Annotated in this window: 27 protein-coding genes; 10 read left to right on the forward strand and 17 right to left on the reverse strand. The window is 74.2% G+C overall.

The window, feature by feature from the left end:
- Nucleotides 1-8: 8 nt before the first annotated feature.
- The gene (locus BFL37_RS10830) at nucleotides 9-626 is read right to left on the reverse strand and encodes a MarR family winged helix-turn-helix transcriptional regulator (protein WP_086515117.1); all 618 of its coding nucleotides are present in this window, start codon (nucleotides 624-626) and stop codon (nucleotides 9-11) included.
- Complete coding sequence (locus BFL37_RS10835) at nucleotides 623-2,380, reverse strand: MDR family MFS transporter (protein ID WP_172403798.1); 1,758 nt, start codon at nucleotides 2,378-2,380, stop codon at nucleotides 623-625. The genes BFL37_RS10830 and BFL37_RS10835 overlap by 4 nt, the downstream gene beginning before the upstream one ends.
- 168 nt (nucleotides 2,381-2,548) lie before the next feature.
- On the opposite strand from BFL37_RS10835, the gene BFL37_RS10840 reads away from it, so the two are divergent.
- Nucleotides 2,549-2,908, forward strand: a complete 360-nt coding sequence (locus tag BFL37_RS10840) for a VOC family protein (RefSeq protein WP_086515118.1) — start codon at nucleotides 2,549-2,551, stop codon at nucleotides 2,906-2,908.
- A 55-nt stretch (nucleotides 2,909-2,963) separates the two neighbouring features.
- On the opposite strand, the gene BFL37_RS10845 is transcribed toward BFL37_RS10840, so the two are convergent.
- The 9 genes from BFL37_RS10845 to BFL37_RS10885 all read right to left on the reverse strand — a co-directional run bounded on the left by BFL37_RS10845 (nucleotide 2,964) and on the right by BFL37_RS10885 (nucleotide 9,765).
- A complete protein-coding gene (locus tag BFL37_RS10845) occupies nucleotides 2,964-4,118 on the reverse strand; it encodes an amidohydrolase family protein (protein ID WP_172403799.1) in 1,155 nt (384 codons plus the stop codon).
- A complete protein-coding gene (locus BFL37_RS10850) occupies nucleotides 4,115-4,420 on the reverse strand; it encodes a DUF1905 domain-containing protein (protein ID WP_086515120.1) in 306 nt (101 codons plus the stop codon). The genes BFL37_RS10845 and BFL37_RS10850 overlap by 4 nt, the downstream gene beginning before the upstream one ends.
- Before the next feature lie 19 nt (nucleotides 4,421-4,439).
- A complete protein-coding gene (locus tag BFL37_RS10855) occupies nucleotides 4,440-4,958 on the reverse strand; it encodes an adenylyl-sulfate kinase (protein WP_086515121.1) in 519 nt (172 codons plus the stop codon).
- 10 nt (nucleotides 4,959-4,968) lie between these two features.
- Nucleotides 4,969-5,373, reverse strand: a complete 405-nt coding sequence (locus BFL37_RS10860; protein ID WP_086515122.1) for a hypothetical protein — start codon at nucleotides 5,371-5,373, stop codon at nucleotides 4,969-4,971.
- 88 nt (nucleotides 5,374-5,461) lie between these two features.
- Nucleotides 5,462-6,364 carry a hypothetical protein gene (locus BFL37_RS10865; RefSeq protein ID WP_086515123.1) on the reverse strand — a complete coding sequence of 301 codons (903 nt, stop codon included), beginning with the start codon at nucleotides 6,362-6,364 and terminating at the stop codon, nucleotides 5,462-5,464.
- Between the two features lie 91 nt (nucleotides 6,365-6,455).
- Nucleotides 6,456-7,085 (reverse strand): SDR family oxidoreductase, encoded by a 630-nt coding sequence (locus tag BFL37_RS10870; RefSeq protein WP_086515124.1) that lies wholly within the window; start codon nucleotides 7,083-7,085, stop codon nucleotides 6,456-6,458.
- Nucleotides 7,082-8,503: a DUF6421 family protein gene (locus tag BFL37_RS10875; protein WP_086515125.1), complete on the reverse strand. Its 1,422-nt coding sequence runs from the start codon at nucleotides 8,501-8,503 to the stop codon at nucleotides 7,082-7,084. The genes BFL37_RS10870 and BFL37_RS10875 overlap by 4 nt, the downstream gene beginning before the upstream one ends.
- A 138-nt stretch (nucleotides 8,504-8,641) precedes the next feature.
- Nucleotides 8,642-9,199, reverse strand: a complete 558-nt coding sequence (locus tag BFL37_RS10880; RefSeq protein WP_431305859.1) for a GNAT family N-acetyltransferase — start codon at nucleotides 9,197-9,199, stop codon at nucleotides 8,642-8,644.
- A complete protein-coding gene (locus BFL37_RS10885; RefSeq protein ID WP_086515126.1) occupies nucleotides 9,193-9,765 on the reverse strand; it encodes a GNAT family N-acetyltransferase in 573 nt (190 codons plus the stop codon). The genes BFL37_RS10880 and BFL37_RS10885 overlap by 7 nt, the downstream gene beginning before the upstream one ends.
- 83 nt (nucleotides 9,766-9,848) lie before the next feature.
- Between BFL37_RS10885 and BFL37_RS10890 the strand changes: the two genes are divergently transcribed.
- The 3 genes from BFL37_RS10890 to BFL37_RS10900 are packed head-to-tail and all read left to right on the forward strand — an operon-like array spanning nucleotide 9,849 to nucleotide 12,126.
- Nucleotides 9,849-11,066 (forward strand): inorganic phosphate transporter, encoded by a 1,218-nt coding sequence (locus tag BFL37_RS10890; RefSeq protein WP_086515127.1) that lies wholly within the window; start codon nucleotides 9,849-9,851, stop codon nucleotides 11,064-11,066.
- Between the two features lie 11 nt (nucleotides 11,067-11,077).
- Nucleotides 11,078-11,389: a hypothetical protein gene (locus tag BFL37_RS10895; RefSeq protein WP_086515128.1), complete on the forward strand. Its 312-nt coding sequence runs from the start codon at nucleotides 11,078-11,080 to the stop codon at nucleotides 11,387-11,389.
- A gap of 2 nt (nucleotides 11,390-11,391) precedes the next feature.
- Complete coding sequence (locus BFL37_RS10900) at nucleotides 11,392-12,126, forward strand: DUF3349 domain-containing protein (protein WP_086515129.1); 735 nt, start codon at nucleotides 11,392-11,394, stop codon at nucleotides 12,124-12,126.
- Between the two features lie 52 nt (nucleotides 12,127-12,178).
- Here BFL37_RS10900 and BFL37_RS10905 read toward each other — a convergent pair whose 3' ends face one another.
- Nucleotides 12,179-12,382 (reverse strand): hypothetical protein, encoded by a 204-nt coding sequence (locus BFL37_RS10905; protein WP_086515130.1) that lies wholly within the window; start codon nucleotides 12,380-12,382, stop codon nucleotides 12,179-12,181.
- A 223-nt stretch (nucleotides 12,383-12,605) separates the two neighbouring features.
- Here BFL37_RS10905 and BFL37_RS10910 point away from each other — a divergent pair, with 223 nt between their 5' ends.
- The 3 genes from BFL37_RS10910 to BFL37_RS10920 all read left to right on the forward strand — a co-directional run bounded on the left by BFL37_RS10910 (nucleotide 12,606) and on the right by BFL37_RS10920 (nucleotide 15,560).
- The gene (locus BFL37_RS10910; protein WP_241534051.1) at nucleotides 12,606-13,265 is read left to right on the forward strand and encodes a TetR/AcrR family transcriptional regulator; all 660 of its coding nucleotides are present in this window, start codon (nucleotides 12,606-12,608) and stop codon (nucleotides 13,263-13,265) included.
- Nucleotides 13,262-14,962 (forward strand): MDR family MFS transporter, encoded by a 1,701-nt coding sequence (locus BFL37_RS10915; protein ID WP_086515132.1) that lies wholly within the window; start codon nucleotides 13,262-13,264, stop codon nucleotides 14,960-14,962. Before BFL37_RS10910 ends, BFL37_RS10915 begins: the two co-directional genes overlap by 4 nt.
- 154 nt (nucleotides 14,963-15,116) lie before the next feature.
- Nucleotides 15,117-15,560 carry an SRPBCC family protein gene (locus BFL37_RS10920; RefSeq protein ID WP_086515133.1) on the forward strand — a complete coding sequence of 148 codons (444 nt, stop codon included), beginning with the start codon at nucleotides 15,117-15,119 and terminating at the stop codon, nucleotides 15,558-15,560.
- Between the two features lie 39 nt (nucleotides 15,561-15,599).
- On the opposite strand, the gene BFL37_RS10925 is transcribed toward BFL37_RS10920, so the two are convergent.
- Nucleotides 15,600-17,252, reverse strand: a complete 1,653-nt coding sequence (locus tag BFL37_RS10925; RefSeq protein ID WP_086515134.1) for a histidine-type phosphatase — start codon at nucleotides 17,250-17,252, stop codon at nucleotides 15,600-15,602.
- Between the two features lie 226 nt (nucleotides 17,253-17,478).
- Here BFL37_RS10925 and BFL37_RS10930 point away from each other — a divergent pair, with 226 nt between their 5' ends.
- Nucleotides 17,479-18,408 carry an AEC family transporter gene (locus BFL37_RS10930; RefSeq protein ID WP_086515135.1) on the forward strand — a complete coding sequence of 310 codons (930 nt, stop codon included), beginning with the start codon at nucleotides 17,479-17,481 and terminating at the stop codon, nucleotides 18,406-18,408.
- Between the two features lie 37 nt (nucleotides 18,409-18,445).
- Here BFL37_RS10930 and BFL37_RS14605 read toward each other — a convergent pair whose 3' ends face one another.
- Together BFL37_RS14605 and BFL37_RS10935 are read right to left on the reverse strand one after the other, a co-directional pair.
- Nucleotides 18,446-18,601, reverse strand: coding sequence for a hypothetical protein (locus tag BFL37_RS14605; RefSeq protein ID WP_172403800.1), 156 nt, complete (start codon nucleotides 18,599-18,601; stop codon nucleotides 18,446-18,448).
- A 141-nt stretch (nucleotides 18,602-18,742) separates the two neighbouring features.
- Nucleotides 18,743-19,699 carry an NAD-dependent epimerase/dehydratase family protein gene (locus tag BFL37_RS10935; RefSeq protein ID WP_086515136.1) on the reverse strand — a complete coding sequence of 319 codons (957 nt, stop codon included), beginning with the start codon at nucleotides 19,697-19,699 and terminating at the stop codon, nucleotides 18,743-18,745.
- A gap of 50 nt (nucleotides 19,700-19,749) precedes the next feature.
- Here BFL37_RS10935 and BFL37_RS10940 point away from each other — a divergent pair, with 50 nt between their 5' ends.
- The gene (locus BFL37_RS10940; RefSeq protein WP_143331603.1) at nucleotides 19,750-20,277 is read left to right on the forward strand and encodes a GrpB family protein; all 528 of its coding nucleotides are present in this window, start codon (nucleotides 19,750-19,752) and stop codon (nucleotides 20,275-20,277) included.
- 38 nt (nucleotides 20,278-20,315) lie between these two features.
- A complete protein-coding gene (locus BFL37_RS10945) occupies nucleotides 20,316-20,708 on the forward strand; it encodes a cytidine deaminase (protein WP_086515324.1) in 393 nt (130 codons plus the stop codon).
- A 198-nt stretch (nucleotides 20,709-20,906) separates the two neighbouring features.
- Here the strand turns inward: BFL37_RS10945 and BFL37_RS10950 are convergent, their stop codons facing one another.
- Together BFL37_RS10950 and BFL37_RS10955 are read right to left on the reverse strand one after the other, a co-directional pair.
- Nucleotides 20,907-21,647, reverse strand: coding sequence for a hypothetical protein (locus tag BFL37_RS10950; protein ID WP_086515138.1), 741 nt, complete (start codon nucleotides 21,645-21,647; stop codon nucleotides 20,907-20,909).
- Nucleotides 21,648-21,680: 33 nt separating this feature from the next.
- On the reverse strand, nucleotides 21,681-22,556 hold the full coding sequence (locus tag BFL37_RS10955) for an endo alpha-1,4 polygalactosaminidase (RefSeq protein WP_086515139.1): 876 nt from the start codon (nucleotides 22,554-22,556) through the stop codon (nucleotides 21,681-21,683).
- Nucleotides 22,557-22,564: the final 8 nt, after the last annotated feature.

Below are 22,564 nucleotides of genomic sequence, written 5' to 3' on the forward strand. Positions count from 1 at the left end.
GCTCGGCGTCAGGCCGCGTGCGCGGGCGTGCGGGGTGCATCGGGCACGGCGTCGCAGCCTGCCGCGTCCTCCGCGGGTACGTCGTCTGCGAGCACGTTGTCCGCGGGCGCGACCTCTGCGGGCACGGCGTCCGTCGCCGCCACCGCGTTGAGCCGCGCGAGGTACCCCGCGAAGGCGTCGAGGTCGGCGCGCGTCCACCCGCCGAGTCCGTGGATCAGGCGGCTCCCGCCACGGGCGTCGTCCGCCTCGATGCCCGCGCGGCCCTCCGCGGTGAGCGCGAGCACGCGCACCCGTCCGTCCTGCGCGTCGGTCCGCACCTCCACGAGCCCCAGGTCCTGGAGCTGGCGGAGCTGACGGCTGACCACGCTGCGGTCGACCCCGAGCTGGTCGGCGACGGCGCTCGCGTGGGCGCTGCCGCAGCGGCGGATCACGCGGAGCATCTTGTAGCCGATGGGTGGGAGCTCCGGGTGGATCGCGGCGGCGGCCTCCCGGGTCGTCGCCCGGATCCGCCCGGCGAGGGCGGTCATCTGCTCCTCCACCTCGGCGATCCCCGCGGCGATCCCGTCGGCGACGCCGGGGATGTCGCCCTCGGCGTCGCGCGCGGTGGAGCGGTCCTCGTCGGTCATCGGCGGGCGTCGACCCCGGCGTCCTCGGCCTCGGGGAGCCGGATGGATCCGGTCGGGTTCGCCTCCCCGGCGGGGGTGAGCGCGACGGCGCCGGCGGATGCGCCGATGAGCGCGTCCTCGGCGTCCGTGCGGTGCGCCTCGCGGGCCTCGGGCGCCACGGCGCCGTCGCTCTTCAGCTGCACGGCGTTCTTGCTGCCGAGCTGCGCGTTGGGCAGGAAGATCACGGCGATCAGCGACAGGATCGCGAGCGGCACGCTGTAGAGGAACACGTCGCCGATGCCCACGCCGTAGGCGCTCTCGACCACGACGCGGACCGCCGGGCTGAGCTGCGAGACCTGCGGGATGACGCCGGAGCCGAGGGCCTCGGCAGCCGCGGCCTGGTCGGCGGGGGCGAGGGCGCGGATCCCGGCGCTGATCTCCGACGCGATGATCGTGCCGAGGATCGAGCCCAGCACCGAGACGCCCACGGTGCCGCCGAGGCTGCGGAAGAACGTGACCGCGCTGGTGGCGACGCCGAGGTTCTTGATCTCGATGGCGTTCTGCACGACGAGCACGAGGTTCTGCATCAGCATGCCGAGGCCGGCGCCGAGCACGAACATGTAGATGCCCACGAGCACGAAGTCGGTGTCGTAGCGGAGCGTGGAGAGCAGGCCCGTGCCGGCGACGATGAGGACGGCGCCGGAGATCATGATCGTCTTCCACTTGCCGCGACGGCTGATCAGGCTGCCGAACACGGTCGAGGAGATGAGCAGGCCCGCCATGAGCGGGATCGTCAGCAGACCCGACTGGGTGGGCGTGGCGCCGCGCGACAGCTGCATGTACTGCGCGAGGAAGACCGAGGTGCCGAACAGCGAGATGCCGACCGCGAGGCTCGCGACGACCGAGAGCGTGAAGGTGCGGTTGCGGAACATCGTGAGCGGGATGATCGGCTCGGAGACCTTGAGCTCGGTGACCACCGCGGCGATCAGCAGCACGACCGCGCCGCCCGCCATGAGGTACGAGGTGCCCGAGGCCCACTCGAACTGCTTGCCGGCCTGGGAGACCCAGATCAGCAGCAGCGAGACGCCGCTCGCGATGAAGACCGCGCCGAGGTAGTCGACGTGCACCTTGCGCTTCGGGTGCGCGGGCAGGTGGAGGGTGACCTGCAGCAGGATGATCGCGATGATCGCGATGGGCAGCGCGATGAAGAAGTTCCAGCGCCAGCCGAACGCGTCGGTCACGACGCCGCCGAGGAGCGGGCCGCCGACGGTGCCGACGGCCATGACGGCGCCGAAGAGGCCGGCGTAGCGGCCGCGGTCACGCGGGCTGATGATGTCGGCCATGATGATCTGGCTCAGCGCGGCGAGGCCGCCGGCGCCGAGGCCCTGGAGCACGCGGAAGACGATGAGCGTCTCGGTGTTCTGCGAGAAGCCGGCGAGCGCGGATCCCAGCACGAAGATGCCGAGGGCGAGCTGGATGAGCAGCTTGCGGTTGAAGAGGTCGGCGAACTTGCCCCAGAGCGGCGTGCTCACCGTGGTGGCGAGCAGCGTCGCGGTGACGACCCAGGTGTAGCCGGACTGGTCGCCCTTGAGGTCGCTGATGATGATCGGCAGCGAGGTCGAGACGACGGTGCCGGCGAGGATCGACACGAACATGCCGAGCAGGAGGCCCGAGAGGGACTCGAGGACCTGGCGCTTCGACATGGATCCGTCGGCCGAGACGGTGCGGCGAGGGGCCTTCGCGGGTGACGCGGCGGCCGGGTGGTGCTGGGACATGTTCCTCCGGGTAGTTGACTGTAGGCAACCATATGCCGGTGGTGGATGGTTGTCAACCATCTCGGGTGCCCGGGGATCCGCTCTCGCGGCCCGAGGGCGGGGCGCGTCGGGAGTAGACCGGGAGGGAGAGCCGGTCGACCGACCGGCCTCGATGCGAGGAGGAATCCCATGGTCGATTCGGTGGCGACGGTCTGGCTGCCCGTCAAGGACATGACGCGCGCGGTGGCGTTCTACCGCGACACGCTCGGTCTCACGGTGACGAGCGAGGACGCGGACTGGAGCGAGATCGACGCGGGCGGCCTGATGATCGGGCTCAACGCGCGCGAGGAGGCGAGCGGCTCGTCGAGCGGCGGGGCGGTCATCTCGTTCACGCCCGAGGGCTCCATCGAGGACGAGCTCGAGCGGATCCGCGGACGCGGTACCGACATCACGGGGGAGATCAGCGACCACGAGTGGGGCCGCATCCTCCCCTTCCAGGACAGCGAGGGCAACGACCTCCAGCTGTACTCGCCGCCTGCCGGCAGCTGACGCGGGGCGCGCTCAGGGCGCGGCGCTCGGGCGCACAGCTCCGGGATGCCGGGCCTCAGCCGGCCGACCAGGTCACGGACCCGTCGCGGACCACCGCGCGGACCCGGGCGAGGTCGGCCGGCTGCGCCGCGATCTCGACGTCGAGGACGGTGAGGTCGGCGCGCCCGCCCACCTCGATGCGACCGGATCCCACGACGGCCGCGCCGAGGAACGCCGCCGGCTCCTCGGTGAGCGAGCGCAGGACGTCGGCGGTCGTCATCCCGGCGCGCTCCATGGCGATGAGCTCCGGCTCCGTGTCCCGGTCGGGCATGTAGCCCACGTCCGTGCCGAAGAGCACGCGCCCTCCCGCCGCGATGAACCCGGCGAGGGCCGTGCGGATCGGGCGCACGTAGTCCTCGTCCGGGCGGACGGTCGCGGCGAACATGTGGAGGGTCGGGACGACGCGCATGCCGCGGGCGGCGGCCTCGGCCAGGAGCGCCTCGGTGCCCTCCGTGTCGTCGGGGACGTGCGCGAGCGCGTCGACGCCCGCGTCGATCGCGATGGCGGTCCCGCGGCGGTCGGACGGATGCGCGAGCACGCGCGCTCCGCGACGGTGCGCCTCCTCCACCGCGGCCCGGGCGACCGCCAGGCGCATCGGCTTCACCCGCTCGGGCGTGACGTACGAGCCCGTGAAGAGCTTGACCACGCCGGCGCCGCCGCGGATCTGCTTCGCGACCGCACGCCGGGCGCCCCGGCGGGTGGCGGGCATGGGCAGCATCCCGCGCAGGAACCAGGGCACCATCGGCCGCATGTAGAAGGGCATGCCCCGCACCGGCCGGATCCCGATGCCCGCCGTGACGATCCGCGGGCCGCGGAGCGCTCCCGCGTCGATGCGGCGGATCAGCGCGTTCGTCGTGCGCGGGAGCGAGCCGAGGTCCACGGCGCCGACGAGGCCGCGCCGCAGCAGCATGTCGTCGAGCGCCTCCTGCGCCTCGTGCGGCGCGCGCGACGCCCGGCTCCAGACCCGCTCGGTGAGGTGGACGTGGCAGTTCCAGAACCCGGCGGTGACGACGCGGCCGTCGAGGTCCAGCTCCGTGATCCCCGGGGGAGGCACGACGTCGCCGATCACGGCGATGCGGCCGTCGAGGACCAGCACCTCCTGCGGCTCCGAGATCGGCTCGTCGGGCGAGGCCCAAACGCGGGCGCGCCGGAGGAGGAGGTCTCGATTCACGGCAGCGGCTCGAGGTCGACGTGCACGTCGTCGCCGACCTCGAGGCCGTGGGCGTCGCGGATCGCGCGCTTGACGGGGAGGATCCACGTGCCGTCGCCCTGCGGGAAGACGGAGGTACGCCAGGTCGTGGTGCCGACGCGCACGCGGACGGGCACGGATCCGAAGCCGCGGCGTCCGGCCTGGCCGAGCTCTCGCAGCATCGGGGTGAGCTCGACCGGCAGCGACACGAACGTCCAGAGCTCGCGCCGCGCCTCCCACGCCCAGAGCGGCGCGGTGAAGTCGAGGGGGAGGTCGTCGGTCATCACTCGACCCTAGGCGCGCTCACCAGCCGGCCCGGTCGGCGACGAGCGCGGCGACCTCGGCCGCGGTGCGGGAGGTGGTGTCGATCGCGAGGCCGCCGAGGCCCGCCGCGTCGATGATCGCCGCCAGCTCCGGGGCGCGTGCGCGGTGCCAGGCGAGGCCCTCGGGGTCGTCGAGGTGCCGTGCGTCGAGGCGCGAGCGCACCTCGTGGGCGTCGACGGTCAGCCGGACGAGGAGCGGGTCGCGGGATCCGAGCGCGGCGGCGTACCGCGGCAGGTCGCGGGCGTCCTCGACGACGGTCGCGACCACCAGCACGCGCGCCCCGGCCGCGCGGTAGTTGCGGGACAGGTCGCCGAGGTTGCGGAGCGCCAGCTCCTGGTGGAACGGATCCTCGGGGCTGGCCGGGTGCAGGAGGCGCACCGCATCCGCGTCGACCAGGGCGTGCGGCACGCCGCGCGTGCCGAGGAGGGCGCCGAGCGCGTGCATCGTGGTGGTCTTGCCCGCGCCGACGGTGCCGGTGAGGATCACGGCGTCCGTCATCGCGGCGGCCCTACGCGCGCGGCTGGTCGACGACGTCGGTGTCGCGCGCGAGCGGGTCGAAGGCCTCCGCGTCGTCACCCCGCCGACGGCGCTCGCGCAGCTTCCGGAGGTTCGCGAGGGCGAGGCCCTCGAAGCCGACGCCGCCGATCAGGAGCACGGCCGCCTGGATCCACGGGGGCACCCATCCGTACCGGCCGGTGCCGTCACCCTGGGAGAGGTCGGACGACGTCGTGAGGATCACGATGCCGATCGCGAGGAACGCCGCGCCGAGGAGAGCCGCCGCGATCACCTTCGGCATCGTGGGCACCTGCGGCTCGCGCTCCGCCTTCTCGCGGGCGCGGCGGCGGACGACGGTGCGGAGGACGAGCAGGGCCGCCACGACGGCGACGACCAGGATGACGAGGGGCGGTTCCATTCCTCCACGCTAGGGATCGCCGGGTCGGGCGAGGGCCCGCGCCGCGCCCCCAGAACGAGGCGGGGCGGGCGACGAGGAGCTGCGGACCTCAGCTGCCGCCCGTGACGAGGTCGCACTCCAGCTCGTCCGCGGACGCGGCGACGACCTCGAAGGAGGCGGCGCCCGCGCGGATCGTCACGGTCGACATGCCGAGCCAGCGGGTGTGCGGCTCGGCCGTGGTGCTGGTGATGGCGTGGCGGAGGATCCGCAGGCGGTCGATGGAGAGCGTCGCGGTGCGGCGGCGGAGGACCGGGTCGCGGCGGGTGAGGATCAGCAGCTCGCGCGGGGAGCACGCGGCCACGGCGCCGGCGAGGCTCATCGGGCGGAGGCGCTGCAGCGCGCCCGCGAGGCCCTCGGCCGTGGGGACGAGCGGTGTGCGCGGCCGGGATGAGAGGTAGCGGAGCTGCGGATCCCGCGCGGCCAGCTCCCAGTACGCCGCCGCGACGCCGGCCTCGTCCTGTCCCATGTCGATGCGCGGCGTCGCCCGCGGCGTCTGCGCCGGGCAGGTGCGGGGCGCCCCGGCGGACTCGCCCGCGAGCGTCATCAGCAGCTCGGTCAGCTCCACGACCGCGTCGACGGAGGCGCCGTTGAACGGGATCCGCAGGGCGGCGCCGTCGGAGGTGTGCACCGTGAGCAGGCCGTCGAGCAGGTCGACGCGGTCGCGCACGGCCACGAGGTCGGCGAAGGGGATGCGTCGGGCGGTGTACGCGGATCCCGTGCGCGAGAGCACCTCCAGGGCGTCGTCGCCGACGACGAGGAGGTGGTCGTACAGGTCCATCGTCGGGTCGGTGTCGCGGCGCGGGATGTCGCGCGGCACCTTGAGCACGAGGCGCGCGGCGAACGGGTCGACCCCGTGCGGGCGGTAGAGGCGGGGGACCTCCTCGATGGTGCGGACCGTGTCGATCCACGGGCCGAAGGCGTCGTGCTCGGCGGTCCTGGCGGGTGGTGTCACCCCGCGAACGTATACCGCGCGTCGGCGCCCGGGACAGGGGGGAGCGCCCCCTCTCCGGGGCGATCGCCCGTGTGCTACGGGACCTGCTGCGTCAGCCCTCGATCAGGTCGCGCTCGGGCGGCACGGAGGTCCACAGCTTCACGACCCGTCGGGCGAGCGCCCGCTCGAGGCCGCCGAGCGCCTTCACCACGAAGATCGTCGTGCGGGCGGGGGATCCGGCCTTCGAGAAGCCGCGGTCGACCGCGCGCACCCACGTCTCCGCGGCGATCTTCGCGGTCGAGTAGTTCGCGCCGCCCGGGTAGGGGCGTTGCACGGCGGTGGAGGAGACGATCGCGAGGCGGCCGGCGTCGGAGGCCTGCAGGTCGGCGTCGAACGCGCGCGTGGTGTTGCGCAGCGTGGTGACGAGCCGCTCGTGCAGGAAGTCCCAGTCGTCGTCGGTCTGGCCCTCGAGGCCGTTGCCGCCGCGCCAGCCGCCGACCAGGTGGATGAGCCCGTCGACGCCGCCGAGGTCCGCGCGGATCCGCGCCGCCAGCTCCACGACGGCCGCGTGGTCGGCGAGGTCGCACACCTCGCGGCGGGACGCGTCGACGCCGTCCAGCCGCCCCGCGTCCGAGCCCACCGCGACGACGCGCGCGCCGGCCGCCGTGAGCTCGGCGCAGACCGCCCGGCCCGCGGCGCTCGACGCGCCCGCCACCACGACCACGCGACCGTCGACGCTCACGCGGACTGCCCCGTGATCCCCGCGGTGGAGGAGATGACGTCGCGCATCTTCTTCTCCAGCGCCTCGAAGAACATGCTGAGCGGGAACTCGTCGTCGAGCACGAGATCCGTGAGGCCCTTCGGCGGCCCGTCGAGCGGCAGCGCGTCCGGCCCCTTCGCCCAGGTGGACGCGGGGTGCGGCGTGACCGTCTCGGTGACCATCGCGTACGCGGCCAGCCAGTGCGCGGTCTTCGGCCGGTCGATGGAGCGCCAGTAGAGGTCGTTCACGCGGTCGGCGAGCGCGATGACCACGTCGGCCACGTCGTCCCAGTCGATGGTGAGGCGGGTGTCGGTCCAGTGCAGCACGTGGTGCTGGTGCAGCCACGCGAACAGCAGCTGGCCGCCGAGGCCGTCGTAGTTGCGGACGCGGGATCCGGTGATGGCGAAGCGGAAGATGCGGTCGAAGATCACCGCGTGCTGCACGAGCCCCGCGCGCTCGAGGAGGGCCTCGTCGGCGGCGGTGCGCTCGGCGGGATCCATCGCGACGAGCCGGCGCTGGATGCGGACGGCCTCGCGGAACGCGGTGAGATCGCAGCGCAGCTCCTCGATCGAGTAGAGGAAGAACGGCATCCGCTGCTTGATCATGAACGGGTCGAACGGGAGGTCGCCGCGCATGTGCGTGCGGTCGTGGATGAGGTCCCACATCACGAAGGTCTCCTCCGCGAGCCGCTGGTCCTCCAGCAGGCGACGCGCGTCCTCCGGCAGCTCGAGCTTCGTGACCTCGGCCGCGTGGCGCACCACGCGACGGAAGCGCGCGGCCTCGCGGTCGGCGAAGATCGCGCCCCACGTGAAGGTCGGGATCTCGCGCATCGCGACGGTCTCGGGGAACAGCACGGCCGAGTTGGTGTCGTAGCCGGGCGTGAAGTCGACGAACCGGATGGGGACGAACAGCGCGTTGCCGTAGTCGCCGGCTTCCAGCTCCGCGACGAACCCGGGCCAGACGACCTCGATCAGCACGGCCTCGACGAGCCTCGACGCGCTGCCGTTCTGCGTGGTCATCGGGAAGACGACGAGGTGCCGGATCCCGTCCACGCGGTCGCGCTGCGGCTGGAACGCGGTCAGGGAGTCGAGGAAGTCGGGGACGCCGAGGCCGGCGTCGACCCAGCGCGCGAAGTCCACGTCGAGCGCGGCGAGGTACGCGGCGTCGTGCGGGAAGAGCGGGGCGAGCGCGCGGACGGAGTCGCGGATCGCCGCGACGAGGCGAGCGGCCTCCGCGTGGTGCCCGGCGTCGGGGATCGACCCGTCCTTCACCTGCATCGGCTGGAGCGCGACGGCGGCGTCCTTGAGGGCGAGCCAGGCGGGGGAGGAGGCGACGCGCGCGACGTCCTCGACGACCTCGGGCTCGCCGATGACGGCTGCGGGGGCTGCGGCGCTGGACATGGATCGACCTCCGATCGTGCGGGTGCGTGCGGTGCCTCCACCGTAACGGCGAGTTCGGCGCGGGATCGTGTCCGGTGAGCGGGATCCGCGCGTGCATCCGGCCGCTCGCGCAGCATCCGTGCGCGAGCGCCGCGTGGATCAGTCGCCGTCGTCCCAGACGACCGGCGTCGTCGTCCCCGCCTCGTGGTCGCGGCGGAGGATCCCGTAGCCGACGGACGCGCGCGGCTCGCCGCCCGCGACGGGCCAGCCGTCGCGGTAGTGCGCCTCCTTCACGAAGCCCGCGCGCACGAGCGTCCGCCGCATCGCCCGGTTGTCCTCGCGGGTCTGCCCCTCGAAGCGCGTCGCATGCGGGTACGTGCGGAAGACGTGGTCCGTCAGCGCCCGCAGCACGTGCACGCCGAGGCCGCGGCCGCGCTGCGCCTCGGCGAGACGGAGGTCGAGCATGATCCCCGGATCCTCGAGGTCGTCGAGCACGACGAGGCCCACGCGGCCGGATCCCGCGACCTCGACCCACAGCGCCTCGTGCTCGGGCCCCGAGAAGTCGCCGTCGGCGATGCGCCGCTCGACGTCCTCGACGGTCGGCGCCGACCCCACGTGGAACGGGAACGCGTTCGACGTGAGGAACGCGCGCAGGTCGTCGGCCTCCGCGGCGACGTCGATCGGAACCAGCTCGACGCGCGGGTCCGCGCTCACCACGGCGGGCCGCACAGGTCGAGGTCGCCGTCGGCGGGGGCGGGCAGGCGGCCGGGGCGGATCCGGGTCGGCTGGTAGTCGAGGACCACACGCTCGCCGTCCTGCCGGATCCACGTCGTTCCCGCGAACGGCGCGAAGCCCACCTGGGCGTAGTAGCCGTCCATGCGCGGCGCGCAGATCAGCTGCGTGAGGTCGGGGTCGTGCGCGTCGACGGCCTTGAGCGCGCGGTCGAGCGCGGCGCGGCCGTAGCCCCGGCCGCGCACGGACGGGTGGCTCGCGACCCCGCCGATCCCGGCGAGCCGCACCGGCCTCCCGTCGAGCAGGCCGTCCCGGTGCACGACCACGACCATCGCGGCCACGCCCCCGTCGGGGTCGCGCGCGATGACGATCTCGTCCGGGTCGGACCAGGTCATGGCGCTCGCGGGGTCGTCCGGCGGGAGCGCGAAGGCCAGGTCGGAGAGGGCGCCCGTCGCCGCGCGATCGGCGGAGGAGAGGTCGGCGGGGGCGTGCAGCTCGGTGATCACGTCGGTCCTCGGGTTCGCGCGGGCCTCGGCGCCCGCCCTCGTCATTCTCCACAGGCACGGGTGAACAGCGCGTGAACCCGGCCGTCCCCCGTGGTGGGGGCACGCGGGCAGGGCGCAGGATCATCGCCGTGGATCCCTTCATTCTCCTCGTGCTCGTCGTCATCACGGCGCTCGCCTTCGACTTCACCAACGGCTTCCATGACACGGCGAACGCCATGGCGACCTCCATCGCCACCGGCGCGCTGAAGCCGAAGGTCGCCGTCACCCTCTCCGCCGTGCTCAACCTGGTCGGCGCGTTCCTCAGCATCGAGGTCGCGCTCACGGTCACGAACGCGGTGGTCAAGATCCAGGACACGACCGGCGCGCCCGACCCCGCCCTGCTGCAGGGCGGCGGATCCGCGCTGCTGCTCATCGTCCTCGCCGGCCTCATCGGCGGCATCGTCTGGAACCTGCTCACCTGGCTGCTCGGCCTCCCGTCGAGCTCCTCGCACGCGCTGTTCGGCGGGCTCATCGGATCCACGCTCGCGGGCCTCGGCCTCGACGGCGTGAACTGGGCGGGCGACGGATCCAAGCTCGACGGCGTCGTCGGCAAGGTGATCCTCCCGGCGCTCATGTCGCCGATCCTCGCGGGGGCGGTGGCCGCCGTCGGCACCTGGCTGGTGTTCCGCATCGTCGGCAACCTCGCCGGACGCGGGCTCGACCGCAGCTTCCGCATCGGCCAGATCGGCAGCGCGTCGCTCGTCTCGCTCGCGCACGGCACCAACGACGCGCAGAAGACGATGGGCGTCATCACGCTCGCGCTCATCGCGGCGGGCGGCTGGACCGACACCGAGTCGGTGCCGTTCTGGGTGAAGATCAGCTGCGCGCTCGCCATCTCGCTGGGCACCTACATCGGCGGCTGGCGCATCATCCGCACGGTCGGCAAGGGCCTCGTCGAGATCGACACGCACCAGGGAATGGCGGCGGAGAGCTCGTCGGCCGCGGTCATCCTCGCGTCCAGCCACCTCGGCTTCGCGCTCTCGACCACGCACGTCGCCACCGGATCCATCCTCGGCTCCGGCGTCGGCCGCCCGGGCGCGCAGGTGCGCTGGCGCGTGGCGCTGCGCATGGTCGTGGCGTGGATCATCACGCTCCCGGCCGCCGCCCTCGTCGGCGCGGTCATGTGGTGGCTCGGCCACCTCGTCGGCGGGGCGGCGGGCGGCATCGCCATGACGCTCGTGCTCGTCGCCGTCGCGATCACCGTGTACGTCCGCTCGCGCAGGGACGATGTGGGCGCGCACAACGTGAACGACCAGTGGTCCGACGACACGGCCGCCCGCCCCGCCCGCCAGTCCGCCGACGCCTGAAGGATCCCGCCATGCTCCCCCTCTTCCTCTCCGCCGTCGGCCAGGTCGCCGTCGTCGCCCTCGTCCTCGGCGCGGGCCTGCCCGCCCTCTTCGCGCTCGGGGTGCGGTCCTTCGCGCTCGCCAGCCCCGACACGAGCGGCCGCGTCGCCGGATCCGACAGCGTGCGCCGCCTCCCCGCACCCGTCCTCCGGGCGGCCGGCGCGCTCTGCTTCGCGGTCGTGGTGCTCGCGGTGGTCGCGGGCCTCACGCTCATCATCGCGGCGGGCCTCGGCCAGTCGGTGAGCTTCGAGCACGTCATCCCGACCTTCACCTCGAAGGGCTGACGATGACCGGCAGCGCATCCGCGGGCGGCGAGCCCGGCGACGCCACGTCCCCGGTCGTCCCCGACCACCCCGACCACCCCGACCGCCCCGACCGCCCGGACCGCGGCATCGTCCAGCGCGTCGTCGGCTGGCTGCGCGCGGGCTACCCGTCCGGAGTCCCGGACCAGGACTACGTGCCGCTGCTCGGGATCCTCCGCCGCAGCCTCACCGCGGAGGAGCTCGAGCAGGTGGTCGACCAGCTCGTCGACGACGCGATGCGGGCGGACGCGGCGGGCGAGGAGATCGGCCGGAGCCTGCTCCGCGAGCGCGTCGAGCAGCTGCTCCTCGGCCCCGCGATGCCGGAGGACCTGGTGCGCGTCTCGTCGCGGCTGGCCGCGGCCGGCTGGCCGCTCGGATCCCCCGACGACCTGCACGAGCCGGACCCCGCCGACGCACGGGAGACCGAGCGCACGGGCCTCGTCTCCCGCATCGTGGCCTGGCTCCGCGCCGGCTATCCCGCCGGGCTCCCCGAGCAGGACTTCGTGCCGCTGCTCGCGCTGCTGCGCCGACGCCTCAGCGACGAGGAGGTGCAGGAGGTGAGCGCCCGGCTGGCCTCCGAGGGCGGGCTGCCCGCCAGCCGGCTCGACGTCGCCGACGCCATCGCGGGCGTCACGTCCGAGATGCCGTCGGACGACGACGTCGAGCGCGTGCGCGCGTACCTCGGGGCGCACGGCTGGCCCGACGGCTTCCGCATCTAGGGGCGGGGTCGGCCCGCCACGACCCGTCACGGGCGGGGATCCGCCGCCGGGGTCATCCGCGCCGTCGGCCGTCCGCGGGTCGGACGCGGGCCGCCACCACGGCGCTCGCGGCGAACAGGGCGCCGAGCGCGATCGGGATCCACGCCGGGATCGCCGCGTCCGCGCCGAGCGCCCCGGGGATGGTCGAGATCAGGCCGGCGCCCGAGGCGACCATGACGACGAGCGCGGCGAGGAACCGTCCCCTCGAGCGCGTCATCGCGTGACCGCCGTCCCGCGGCCGGGTGGATCCCGTCGAGCAGGTGCGTCGTGCGTCATGGTCCTCGCCTTCCCATCGGGGTGACCCGCCCGGATGCCGGGCCGTGCGCCGTCGCCGGGTATGCGGTCGACCCTCCCCCTGATCGGCGACCGGGTCAACGCCCGCGCCCCCCTACCGCGTGTTGCACTGAGCGCCAGTTAGTGCAAAGATGCACTCCGTGACGATGAGTGCAACGGGACTGCGGGAGCGCCGTCGGGCGGAGACCTCGGCGAAGCTCACCACGCTGGCCCGCCGCCTCACCGCCGAACGCGGCCTCGCCGGCTTCACGGTCGAGGAGGTCTGCGACGAGGCGGGCGTCTCCCGCCGCACCTTCTTCAACTACTTCGCCTCCAAGGAGGACGCGCTCTTCGGGCGCTCCGCCCGCGTCGACACCCGGGACCTCGAGGACGCGTTCGTCGCGGCCGGCGACCCGCGGGATCCCGCGCTCTCGCCCTCGCTCCTCGACGACCTCGCGGAGCTGTGCCTCGAGCGCTGGGCCCGCCTCGACACCGACGGCACCTCCATGCAGGACATGCACGCGGCCTTCCGGCGCGAGCCCGGCCTCCTCGTGCGCGCGCTCGAGGCGGCCATGGAGGACGAGGCGAAGGACGTGCTCCTCGTCGAGCGCCGCGAGGGGCTGCCGGCCGGCGACCTCCGCGCGGCCGTCGTCGTCCAGACGATGGGCGCGCTCGGCCGGGCGAGCGCGCGCGAGTACCTCCTCCCCGGCAACGCCGATCCCATCGGCCGGATCCTCCGACGGCGCCTCGACGCCCTCCGCGAGATCGCGCATCCGACCACCACGACCACGACCACGACCACCCGCCAGCACGAACGGACCCCATGACCGCCACCGCCCCCGCGCCCCTCCTGCTCACGCAGCGGCGCATCTGGATCATCTTCTCGGCGCTCATCGCCGGCATGCTCCTGTCGAGCCTCGACCAGACCATCGTCTCCACCGCGATGCCGACCATCGTCGGCGAGCTCGGCGGCGTCGACCACCAGGTCTGGATCACCACCGCCTACCTGCTCGCGACCACGATCGTCATGCCCATCTACGGCAAGTTCGGCGACGTGCTCGGCCGGCGCAACCTGTTCCTCGCGGCCATCGCGATCTTCACGCTCGCCTCGGTGGGCTGCGCGTTCGCGGGCGACTTCTGGTCGTTCGTCGTGTTCCGCGCGGCGCAGGGCCTCGGCGGCGGCGGGCTCATGATCCTGTCGCAGTCGATCATCGCCGACATCGTGCCGGCCAACCAGCGCGGCAGGTACCTCGGCCCGCTCGGCGGCATCTTCGGGCTCTCGGCGGTCGGCGGCCCGCTCCTCGGCGGCTTCTTCGTCGACCACCTCACCTGGCAGTGGGCGTTCTACATCAACATCCCCATCGGCATCGCGGCCTTCGTCGTCGCGTTCATCACGCTCACGCTGCCGAGCAAGAAGGCGACCAAGCGGATCGACGTGGCCGGCGTATTGCTCCTCTCCATCGCGACGACGTGCCTCATCTTCTTCACCGACTTCGGCGGCGACAGGGCCTACGGCTGGGGCTCGCTCGCGACCTGGGCGTGGGGCATCGGGCTCGTGGTCGCGGCGTCGCTGTTCGTGTTCACCGAGTCGCGGGCGGACGACCCCGTGATCCCGCTGAGCCTGTTCCGGAACCCCGTGTTCGTGAACGCGACCGCCATCGGCCTCGCGCTCGGCATCGGCATGTTCGCGGCGATCGGGTTCGTGCCCACGTTCCTGCAGATGTCCACCGGCACCTCGGCGGCGGTCTCCGGGCTGCTGCTCCTGCCGATGATGGTGGGCCTCATCGGCATGTCCATCACCTCCGGCATCCTCATCAGCCGCACCGGCCGGTACCGGATCTTCCCCATCGTCGGGACGCTCCTCACGATGCTGGCGCTCGTGCTGATGACCTCGCTCACCGCCGAGACGCCGGTGTGGCTGATCTGCGTGTTCCTCTTCGTCTTCGGGCTGGGACTCGGCCTCATCATGCAGGTGGTCGTGCTCGTGGTGCAGAACGCGGTGCCGGCCGCGCAGATCGGCACGGCGACGAGCACGAACAACTACTTCCGCGAGGTCGGCGCCGCGCTCGGCACGGCCGTGTTCGGCACGCTGTTCACGACGCGCCTCACGGAGAACCTCACGGGCGTGTTCGCCGGGGCCGGGGCGTCGCCCGACGCCGCCGCGAGCTCGGCCAGCAGCATCGACCCGCAGACGCTGGACGGGCTGCCGGACGCCGTGCGCGACGGGATCGTGAACGCGTACGCCGACGCGCTGGCGCCCGTGTTCTGGTACCTCGTGCCGTTCATCGCGATCGCGTTCGTGCTGTCGCTCGTGCTCAAGCAGATCCCGCTGTCGGACGTCGCCGGGCTCGTCGCCCGCGGCGAGGCGGTGGGCGGCGAGGAGGCCGAGCGGCTCGAGGCGGAGCAGCGCGCGGCCGGTCGCCCCGGCACGACCCCGGCGCAGGCGACCGGACCGGACGCCGCGGACGACGCGTCACGGATCGCGGTGCCGTCGAGCGACGCGCGGGACGGCTCCGGGAGCTGACCCGCGAGCCCCGCCGGCGCGGGATCCGTTGACACGGCGGTCCCCGGCTGATCGGATCGAGGGAGGGCCGCCGTCTCCTCGCGGAGGCGGCGGCCCTCCCGCATCCGGCGCCGCCGCCGCGGGTCCCGCCCGTCCCGCATCATCGGAGGTCGCCGTGAGCGAGCCCATCGTCCTCGTCCGCACGTTCGCGGCGTCCCGGGAGCGCGTGTTCGACGCATGGATCACGCCGGCCGACCTCTCCGCCTGGTTCGGCGGCGCGGAGGTCGAGGTGCCGCTCGACACCCTGCGCATGGACGTGCGCGTCCGCGGCGCGTGGAGCGCCGTGATGCGCCTGCCCGACGGCGGATCCATCGACTGGGCGGGGGAGTACGTCGAGCTCGACCGGCCGTCGCGCCTGGCGATGACCATGACCGACCGACCCGACGAGCCCGCGGGCGAGCCGCTCACGGTCGACCTCGAGGAGGTCGCCGGCGGCGCGACGCGGATGACCGTGACGCAGACGGCGGGGGAGTTCACCGACGAGCAGCGCGCGATGACGATCCAGGGCTGGGGCGCGTTCCTCGACGTGATGGAGGGGCTGGTCGCGCCGAGCGCGTGACGCGCCCCGGTCGGGCTGCGCGCGTCGGTCCCGCGGGAGTCAGTCGCGCCGCGGGCGCCGGACCACGCCGACCGCGGTGATCCCCGCCGCGCCGAGCGCGAACGCGAGGACCGCGAGGAACGGCAGCTCGTCGGCGGACATGCCGGTGGCAGCGAGGGTGTCGCCGCGGGCGGACGAGGCGTCGGCCGCGGCGAGCTCCGCGGGCGATCCCGGGACGGTCGAGCCGGCCGCGCTGAAGCCGGGCGCGCCGGGCGCGGGCGCCCCCGGATCCAGCGCGGCGGATCCCGTGAGGCAGCGGCGCACCTCGGCGACGTCGTAGAAGGGGGATCCCGGCGCGATGGGCGTGCAGCCCGCGCGGAACGGGATCGCCTGCTCGTCGTAGAGCATGCGCACGATGGCCCGGCCGCCGGTGTCGCGGAAGACGTCCCACTGCACGTTCGCGGCCATCGGCGTGACCGTCTCGCCGCGCCACTCGTTCGTCCCGTACGCGTACGGGGCCTCGGGCGTGACCTGCTGCGTCGAGCCGGGCAGGCCGATCAGCGCCGCGAACGGGATGATCGTCTCCGCGTGCGCGAAGCGGAAGGTCGCGGCGGTGGAGGATCCGGCGAGCCGCGCGTCCATCGAGTCGAGGAAGTCGTCGAGCAGCGGCCGCGCCATCCGGTAGGTGATGTCGCTGCCCTGGAACGCCGGGCCCTTCGAGTAGAAGTCCTCGGCGTCGAGCAGGTAGGCGAACCACTCGGCGTCAGCGCCCTCGAGGTACCGGTCGAAGTCGACCCGGACCTCCTCCGTCATGTCGGGGGCGATGATGTACAGGTTGTAGAGCATCATCGCCGCGTCGACCTCGTCGTCGACCGTGGTCTTCCCGTCACCGCCGTCGACGAAGCGGTACGCCCCCGCGGCGAGGCGGTCCACGAACGCCGGGGAGTAGAGGCGCTCGAGCAGGTGGCGCGCGGCCTGGTGGCTGCGGGGCTGGTCGGTGATCGCGTCGACCGCGGCCGTCACGGCGGGGCCGTCCTCGTACGCCTGGTAGTCGGCGTTCGCGTCCGACTTGTGGAAGTAGAGCGTGCCGGGGTCCTTCGCGATGTCCGCCGGCAGGTGCGAGGCGAGCAGCGGATCCGCCGTCCTCAGCCCCTCGGCGAACGCCTTCCCCGAGGCGGTGGCGCGCGCCTCGCCGGAGCTCTCGAGCGCGACCCGGTCGGATCCCGCGTCGACGTCGGCGAACAGCGACGGCAGCCGCTCCACGGCGCGCGCGCCGATGCCGCGGTGCTGGTCGGCGCCCTGCCCGGTGAGGTTGCCGTAGCCGAGCCGCTGGTTCGCGGCGGTGAGCTCCGCCACCTCCGGGCCGAGCGTCTCGCCGAGCGACGTGAGCGCGCCCTCGGAGCGGGCCTGCTCCCACACCTGCGTGGTGAGGGAGTCGTACTTGAAGCTCGACAGGGCGCGCGATCCGTGGCGCGCGACCGACTCCGTGTACACGGGCGCGAAGCCGGCGGGCGCGGGCGCGAGATCGGCCGCGGTGCCGCGCGGGGCGTACGGGGTCTTGCTGCTGTAGTACGGGCGGTCGGCGGCGTCGGTGCCGGTCGCGCTTCCGGTTCCGGTCGCCGCGTGCGCCGGGAGGGCGGATCCCCCGGCGGCGATCCCGAGGGCCAGCGCGAGCGCGACGGAGGCGGACAGGCGGCGGGTGCGGAGGCGCATGGGTTCCTGGCGGAGCGGGCGCGGCGCGGGATGCGCGCGGCGGGTGCGGGTGGGTCGCGGATGCGACGCGGCCGACGCTAGGCGGATCGCATGACGCAGCGGTGTCCCGGCGTTGAACGGGTGGGGCAGCGGTCGCCCGCCGTCTGCGCGGCGTCTGCCCGCCGTCCCCGCGTCGGGCGGCTCCCCGCCGCCCGTAGGGTGGGAGGACGCGCGCGAGGGGAGTCGGATGATCGGGGTGCTGACCGGCTTCGCCATCATCGGCTTCATCATCGCCGTGGGCTACGGCGTCGGCCGCTCCGGGATCGCCGGGCCGGGCGCCCAGCACTCGCTCAACCGGGTCGCGTTCTTCGTCGCGACGCCCGCGCTCCTGTTCACCGTGCTCGCGAAGGCCGACCTGGACGTCGTGTTCTCGGCGTTCCTGCTGGCGTCGGCGTCCGCGGTGGCCGTCGCGGCGATCCTCTATCTGATCGTGGCGCGCGTGCTGTTCCGGCGGCCGGTGGCGGAGACGACCATCGGCGCGGCGTCCGCGAGCTACGTGAACGCCAACAACATCGGCCTGCCCGTCGCGATCTACGTGCTCGGCGACGCGCAGCTCGTCGCGCCCGTGCTGCTGCTCCAGCTGCTCGTGCTGGCGCCGACGACGCTGACGATCCTCGACATCTCCAGCCGCGGCTCCGCCTCGGTGGTCGGGATCCTCACGCAGCCGCTGCGGAACCCGATGATCATCGCGTCGATGCTCGGCATCCTCATCGCGGTGACGGGGCTGCAGGTGCCCGACGCCGTCTACGAGCCGTTCCGGCTGATCGGCGGCGCGGCGATCCCCATCGTGCTGATGGCGTTCGGCATGTCGCTCGTGGGGCGGAAGCCGCTCGCGCCGGGATCCGGCCGCGGCGAGATCATCGTGGCCTCCGTCATCAAGACGGTGATCATGCCGCTCGCCGCGTTCCTGCTCGCGCGGTTCGCCTTCCACCTGGACGCCGACCAGACCTTCGCCGCGACCGTGATCGCCGGCCTGCCGACCGCGCAGAACATCTTCAACTTCGCGTCGCGCTACGAACGCGGCGTGGTGCTCGCGCGCGACACGGTGCTGATCACGACGGTCGCGTCGATCCCGGTGCTGCTGGTGATCGCGGCGCTGCTGGCTCCCGGGACCTAGCGTCCCGGGAGCCAGCGGCGGGACCTAGCGGCGGGACCTAGCGGCGCCCGGCGGCCCCGCGCTGAGCGGCGCGCTTCTGCGAGCGCTTGGCCATCTGGGCCTTGCCCTTGGCCATGGCGGCCTTGCCCTGGCGGCTGCGCAGGAAGCGGCGGATGACGGGGACGGCGATGAACAGGAAGCGGATCAGCGGCATGGTGGTGCTCCTCGGGGGATCTGCGCGGATCGGTGGACCCCCGCCCTTCGACCCTGCCAGGTCCGGGCGCGCGCGACCGGGTCCGCGGCGGATGCGGCGGGGAACGGCCAGGCGCGGCGCGGCGGGAGGGGGCGGACCGGGTCAGCCGCCGTCGCGGATCCACGCGACCTCGGCGCGCAGCAGCTCCGCTCCCGGGCCGACGGGGGCGTAGCCGAGCGCGAGGGACGCGCGGGTGTCCAGCACGATCGGGTGCGCCGCGGCCCACGGGTGCGCGCCGCCCGGGGCGCCGGGCTCGAGCGGCACGATGCGTCCGCCCCAGCCGAGCTCGTCGGCGATGACGGCGACGATCTCGTCGGCCGTGAGCGGATCCGGGTCGGCGGCGTTGAGGATCCGCGCGCCCGGCACGTCGGCCGCGCGGGCGATGAGGGCGGCCGCGTTCGCTGCCGCGGTGAGGTGGTCGACGGAGGCACCGCGGTCGGCGAGCTCGATCGTCTCGGCGCCCGCGAGCATGCGCTCGACGATCGCGCGCGTGCGGGCGTTCCGCGCCCACGGGCCGTGCACCTTGGAGGGGCGGATCACGGTCACCGGCAGGCCGCCGTCGAGCGCCGCGCGCTCCACGGCGACCTTCGACGGCGCGTAGCCCTCGCGCGTGAAGGGATCGGTGCCGGGCGCGGCGGGCGCGAGGGTCCGGTTCTGCTCGGGGATCGGGACGGGGAACCGCGGCGGCTCGTCGCCGTTGACGTGCCGACCCGCCGCGTCGACGTAGACGGCGCGCGAGGAGGCGACGACGACGGATCCGCTCGCCCGCATCGCGGGGACGAGCGCCTCGACGTCGGCCGCCGTGAACGCGACGAGGTCGACGAGCAGGTCGACGCCGTCGCCGACCAGCCGCTCGATCCCGCGGGCGTCGGTCCGGTCGAGCGCGTGGAAGCGCACGCCGAGGTCCGTGAGCGCATCCGGCATGGCGGCGGGATCCCGGCCGGTCACGTCGACGGACCACCCGTCGCGCGCCAGCCGCTCGGCCGTGGCGCCGCCGATCGCGCCGGTGCCGCCGAGGACGAGGGCGCGACGCGGGGAGGGCAGGGAGGAGGAGGGCATGGTCGTCGAGCCTAGGGGTGCGGCGCGGCCGGCTCGGTAGGGTGGCCGCGATGATCCGCCTCGAGGAGCACCGGTCCGAGTGGGCGGATGCGTTCCGCGTCGAGGCCGGGCGGATCCGCGAGGCCACGGGCGCGTCGATCCTCGCGATCGAGCACATCGGCAGCACCGCGGTGCCGGGCCTCCGCGCGAAGCCGGTCATCGACATCGCCGCGCGGGCCGCGCCGGGGATCGACCCGCTCGGGCTCGATGCCGTGCTCGCGCCGCTCGACTACGCGCAGCACCGCACGGGTCCGCGCAACCACGGCGTGCACGTGCGGTCGGACGACGGCGCGCGGACGCACATCCTCCACGTCTTCGCGGCCGGCGACTGGGACACCTGCCCGCAGCGCCTCCTCCGCGACCGGCTCCTGCGCGACCCCGACGCGCGAGGCCGCTACGACGCTCTCAAGGTGGCGCTCGCCGGGACGGCCGCCGACCGCCGCGCCTACACGGCGGGCAAGACCGCGCTCGTGGAGGAGCTGGTGAACGCCGAGCGCGCGGAGCGCGGGCTGCCGCCGATCCGCGTGTGGGACAAGTGACCGCGAGCGGCCGAGGGCCGGTGCGGCAGGAGGTGCGCGTGCCCCTCCACGACTCCGAGGCCCGGCTCATCGACGCGGCCGAGGCGCTCGCCCGGACGCTCGGCGCGGATCCGGACCACACCATGGCTGCGGCGGCCCTCGACGCCGGAGGCCGGATCCACGTCGGCGTCGACGTGCTCCACTTCACGGGCGGGCCGTGCGCGGAGCTCGTCGCGCTGGGTGCCGCCGCCGCGGAGAACGCGGGACCGCTCGTCGCGATGGCGGCGGTGGGCGACGGTGGTCGGGGGATCGTCCCGCCGTGCGGCCGGTGCCGCCAGGTGATGCTCGATCTCCAGCCGGGCATCCGCGTGGCCGTCTCCGGTGCGGACGGGCCCGAGATGGTCGGGATCGGAGACCTGCTGCCGGTCTCCTACGCCCGACCCGACGAGTAGGCCGAGAGGGCCGGGCCCGGCGACGCGTACGGCGCGGATGCGGCGAGTGGTGGAGAGCTCCGGAAATCGAACCAGACGAGGCACCCCGATAGGTGCGCTCCCCGAACTGCAGACAACCTAGCGGATCCGCCTGCGACCGCGCGCCGGGACGGTCGCGCCCGGGACGTCCGCACCCGGACGGGCGCGGGGGAGGGGGCGTCAGCCGGGGACGGTCCGGACCCGCACCGTCTCGCCGTCCGCCTCCAGCTCGAAGGCCAGCGTGGTGCCCAGGGGGAACGCGTCGCGGAGCTCCTGCGGCTGGTCGGCCGTGACGACGAGCGCGGTGCGCGCGGGGACCGCGCCGGTCGCGCAGCCGGGCACGCCGGCGACCGAGCCGTCCTGCTCGGCCGGACCGGCGAGCAGGCACGTCCGCTCGACTCCCGTGCCCGCGTCGGGGACCGGCACGCGCGCGACCGAGATCCCGTGGAAGGCGGCGAACAGGGAGCCGGGGGCGATGGATCCGGTGTCGACCGAGAGGTAGGTCGCGTTGTCGGGCGTCGGCGGCGGCTCGAGCGCGAGGACGGCGACCGTGCCGCGCTGGTCGTCCAGCCACCAGGCGGTGCCGGCCACGCAGGCGACCGCGACGATCACGAGCGATGCGGCCCAGGAGGCGGCGAGACGCGGGCGGATGCGGGTCCGGGTCCGGGTCCGCCGTGCCGCGGGTCGGTCGTCGCGCGGATCACCGGCGGCCGGGGCTCCGCGCTGCGGCACCGTCGCCGCCGACGGGCCGGCCGAGCCGTCGTCCCGGGTGTCCACCGCCGCGTCGTCGCCGGGCGCACCGCCCCGCCCCTCCAGCTCCTGCAGCCGCGCGAGCGCGTCGACGTCGCGCGGATCGCGGTCCGGTCCGAAGACACGGCGACGCAGGTCCGCGATCTCCGCGCGCCGGTCGTCGTCGTCCATCCCCGCATCGTGTCACGGGGTGCGCGATCCCGCTCAGCAGGCCGCGTACGCGTATCCGTCCTCGCCCGCGGGCACCAGGTCGCGGTCGCGCACGATGGCGCGGGGAGCGGGATCCAGCGCCAGGATCCGCGCGCACGCGCCCTCGGCCGTGTCGAGCAGGTCGTCCGTGTACTCGACGTCGAGCACGTGCGGGCCGTAGACCGCCGTGTAGTCGGCGCACTCCTCCCAGCGGTCGCACTCCTCGGCGATCGCGAAGTCGAAGCCGGCCTCGTCGCGGCCGCGGGATCCGATGTCGGTGGTGTTCTTCTGCGCGACCGCGAGGCCCCGGCCGTGCGCGTGATCCACGAGCAGGGTCGCGAGGGCCAGCGCGTCCTCCGCGTCGAGCGCGCCCTCGGACCGCACCCACGAGTCGAGGTTGTCGAACTCGACGGCCTGGAAGCCGGCGTCGGCGCAGCGGTCGACGGTCGCGGCCTGGCGCGCGGCGATGGCGTCGCGCTTCGCGGCGGTCGAGGTGTCGAGGAGGAACTCGTCGTCCCAGTTCGGATCGATGAGCGGGCCGTCGTCACCCTGCACGAGCAGGTCGTCGGGCCAGGGCTCACCCGGCTGGGTCTGGAACCCGTTGACGTAGCAGACGCCGTAGAGGCCCGCGGCAGGCGTGTCCGTGCTGTCGCGGACCACGATCCCGACCCCGGCCGGGATGGGGGAGGCGCCGCCGAGCTGGTAGTCGAAGCCCGTGCCGACGGGCGGCAGGGTGACGGCCGCGGTCGTGTCCGACGAGAGCGCGCCCGTCGCCGCGGCGGGTGCCGCGGCTCCCGTCGTCGGGGAGGCCGGGCGCGGATCCGCGGACGCGCACCCGGAGAGGACGACGACGGCGGCCGTGACGAGGGCGGCGGAGAGGAGGGGGCGCATGATCCGAC

It is taken from the genome of Clavibacter michiganensis (assembly GCF_002151125.1).
GTDB classification, from domain to species: Bacteria; Actinomycetota; Actinomycetes; order Actinomycetales; family Microbacteriaceae; genus Clavibacter; species Clavibacter michiganensis_C.